The 3,317-nt window shown below is 27.3% G+C and carries 4 protein-coding genes; all 4 read left to right on the top strand.

Annotation, left to right across the window (positions count from 1 at the left end; translation table 11 throughout):
* Positions 1-616 precede the first annotated feature (616 nt).
* The 4 genes from B2W91_RS04440 to B2W91_RS04425 all read left to right on the top strand — a co-directional run bounded on the left by B2W91_RS04440 (position 617) and on the right by B2W91_RS04425 (position 3,122).
* Positions 617-1,129: an adenylate kinase gene (locus tag B2W91_RS04440; RefSeq protein ID WP_291579073.1), complete on the top strand. Its 513-nt coding sequence runs from the start codon at positions 617-619 to the stop codon at positions 1,127-1,129.
* A 373-nt stretch (positions 1,130-1,502) separates the two neighbouring features.
* On the top strand, positions 1,503-2,072 hold the full coding sequence (locus B2W91_RS04435; protein WP_291579072.1) for a GNAT family N-acetyltransferase: 570 nt from the start codon (positions 1,503-1,505) through the stop codon (positions 2,070-2,072).
* 177 nt (positions 2,073-2,249) lie between these two features.
* Positions 2,250-2,738: a helix-turn-helix domain-containing protein gene (locus B2W91_RS04430; protein WP_291579071.1), complete on the top strand. Its 489-nt coding sequence runs from the start codon at positions 2,250-2,252 to the stop codon at positions 2,736-2,738.
* 24 nt (positions 2,739-2,762) lie between these two features.
* A complete protein-coding gene (locus tag B2W91_RS04425; protein ID WP_291579070.1) occupies positions 2,763-3,122 on the top strand; it encodes a DUF4180 domain-containing protein in 360 nt (119 codons plus the stop codon).
* The last annotated feature ends 195 nt before the right edge of the window (positions 3,123-3,317 follow it).

Here is a 3,317-nt window from a genome sequence, read left to right as displayed (position 1 = left end):
CATTTAAATGCCGTATTATTCAAATGAATTTTACGGCATTTTTATGTCACACTTCAAATATTTTATGATGCTGTATTAACTTTGATAAGTTTATTTTGTGTAGGGGCGAACAGTGTTCGCCTAAAAATTTAAGTCAGGCCCCATTATTAAATATTGGACAGAAAGGTGATGTTTAAAAATATTATTTTAATGCAAAGATTGGTAAATGTGTTATTATGATAGGTTATATCCATATAATCATGCTCTATAATCCAATGATATTAGATATGTAAATGGAAACTGACCAATAGTGTTTGCTCCTACGATATGATAAACAATGAATGGTATAAAATAAATTGCTTTTCAAGTTTGGAAAGATTATATCATAACCATGTTGTCCACAAAACTAACATAATAACATTTATTAAAGACTAATGGGGTATATAATGACGTAACTTGATTATCACATACATAAATCTATAAATCTATAAATCTATATATGTTCTTTGATAACTGAATAATGCGATATTTATAAAATATGTTATAATTGGTTTGTGATAGTAAGATAATTTCAAGTTAAAATTATTTCTACAAGAAATATAGATAAATAGGAATCTGAAAGGCAGGTATAAAAATAATGATTATCTTAATTGCAGGTTGCTCTCATACTGGAAAGACAGCACTGGCACAAAAACTATTAGAAAAATATAAATATCCATATTTATCTATCGACCATTTGAAAATGGGGCTTATCCGAAGCGGAAATACGGATTTAACGCCAGAAGATGATGCAGAACTTACCCCCTATCTCTGGTCTATTATTCGAGAAATCATTAAAACAGCAATAGAAAATCATCAAAACCTTGTGATTGAGGGGTGTTATATTCCTTTTGATTGGAAAAAAGATTTCAATGATGAATATTTGAAAAAAATTCAATATTATTGCCTTATTATGAGTAAAGGATATATTGAAAGACACTTTTTAGAAATAAAAAAGTACGCAAATGTCATTGAAAAACGGGTTGATGATTCATTTTGTACTCAAGAAATGATGATTGAGGAAAATGCTGTGAATTTAAAAATGTGTCAAAAATATGATTGTGAATATATCTTAATAGATGGAAACTATGAGATTGATATTAAATTATAAATGTAAATAATAATTATATATTACATTATCTTTTCTCTATCGTTAAGTGAATTCCAATTTGTTAATGGACTTAAAAAGTAAATATAAAATAATATATTAAAGTATCGCATTACTCAGAAATGAATTTGCGATATTTTTTACGTAATCTTTCAAATAATATGCGACATACAGTTGTCGTATATTCCTCTTTATAATATAACTAAGATTAATTATAAAGGGGAATTTTTATTTTATATTAAGTGAAGGAAATTAAAAGATTGTTACTTATTTTAGTTTTGCATGAAGGGTATGTAACTTAGAAGATGAGTGTAATATCTATAAATCTTATAATAATTTATTGTTTAAATAAAAATTCAAAATAAGGAGTAAGGCTATGATAATAAAAAAAGAAAATCCATATGAAAAATGTCCAACTTATGAAACTAAACACTTCATTATTAGAATGGTTAGTGAAAGTGATGCGGAAGATTTACTTAAATGCTATTCTGATGCTGCTTCAGCAAAAATTTTTAATAGCGATAATTGTACTAGCAATTTTATTTATAAATCCTTAGAAGAAATGAAAAATTGTATTAGGTTTTGGCTTGATCAATATGAGAAAGGGTATTTTATTCGTTTTAGTATAGTTGATAGGACAAATAACAGTGCTATTGGAACTATTGAATTTTTTACAAAGCCCGTAGAACTTGATGAAATTTTCATGGTAGGACTTTTGAGACTTGACCTTGCTTCAAAATATGAAAAACACGAATTCATTAGAGAAATAATAGATGAAGTAGATGAGAATTTCTATGATGTTTTTGAGGTTGAAGATATCATAACAAAGGCAATTCCAGAAGCAAAAGAAAGAATTTATGCCTTAAAAGAAAGAGATTTTATAGAATTAGAAAAGAATGCTAGCTTCCCCTTTGATTTTTATTTCATAAGAAAAAAATGGCGGTAGTTTTTAAGAAAGTATTATTGATACAATTCGTACAAAAGAGGAATTCTATGAGTCAATAAAACTCAATAAAGTCCAATAAAGTATAATAAAGTATAATAAAATGCAATAAAATAATTGACAATTATAATAAAATACAATATAATCCTCTCATAAAGTAATTATGAGAGGATGTTTTTTGTGGAAAGCAAATTTTATACAATAGATCAGGTTGCAGAGATTTTAGGTATGCATCATAAAACTATAAGAAAATTTATAACAGAGGGTAAGCTTGGAGCTAATAAAGTTGGGAAGCAATGGAGAATTTCAGGTCATGATTTAAGCATTTTTATGGAGAAAAATGATGTTAATATAAAAAGTAAAAATACAAGTGGAGAAGAAAATGTTAAATTTTCAACTTCTAGTGAAGAAGTAAGGACTGTAAAACAAAAAATAAATGTATCTACCGTTGTAGATATTAGTGAAATAAATAAGGATGAGTACATGCGAATATCTAATATGCTCATAGCCATAATGAATACTAAGGATAGTAAAATGGCCAGCTCAACTCTTAATATGAATTATTATGAAGGTGAAAATAGGCTAAGAATAATGCTGTGGGGTGGAGTAAAATTCATGGAGGAAATGATGAGTACAATTTCCATATTAGTAGAGCAAAGAGAGCTATAATTTAAGGATTAGGAGGTAGTCAAAGTGGACTATAGAATAGTGAATAAAAATGATAAAAGATATATTGAATATACTTCACAAGAAATGCAAATCTCTTGTGAACAAGATGTATTAGACATTATTGGTTCTTGTATGGAGCATAGATGTAACTATGTAATGCTTCATGGCGAAGTATTATCAGAAGAGTTTTTTAACCTTAGAACAGGACTGGCAGGAACCATGCTTCAAAAATTAATTAATTATAATATAAGAGCTGTAGCCATTATAGCAAATGAAGAAAAGATTAAGGGAAGATTTGGAGAAATGGTTTTTGAAGCCAATAAAGGTAACGATTTTAGAGTGTTTAAAGATGTAACTGAGGCAGAAAACTGGCTTTTATCTTAAATTGGATAAGAGTAAAATGAACACAGCAACTATATTTAAATCCTAGATATGAAATAATGAAGTAGGGAGCTAATTGGCTCCTTATTTTTATAAGGCTATTTTAAGAAATTGACACCTAGTGAATTTCATCGTCAATTCGTATTCTTAATTATTAATCTTTAACTTTTAAATGATTAAGCTATTTTTATAGAAAAT

The sequence above is a fragment of the Clostridium sp. UBA6640 genome, assembly GCF_002455975.1.
GTDB lineage: Bacteria > Bacillota > Clostridia > Clostridiales > Clostridiaceae > Clostridium_J.
This window is presented reverse-complemented; position numbering and strand designations above follow the sequence as displayed.

Bases quoted from the DNA above. Each gene is read 5' to 3' on its own strand.
- B2W91_RS04440 (WP_291579073.1), top strand. From the start codon at position 617: ATGATTATCTTAATTGCAGGTTGCTCTCATACTGGAAAGACAGCACTG.
- B2W91_RS04435 (WP_291579072.1), top strand. From the start codon at position 1,503: ATGATAATAAAAAAAGAAAATCCATATGAAAAATGTCCAACTTATGAA.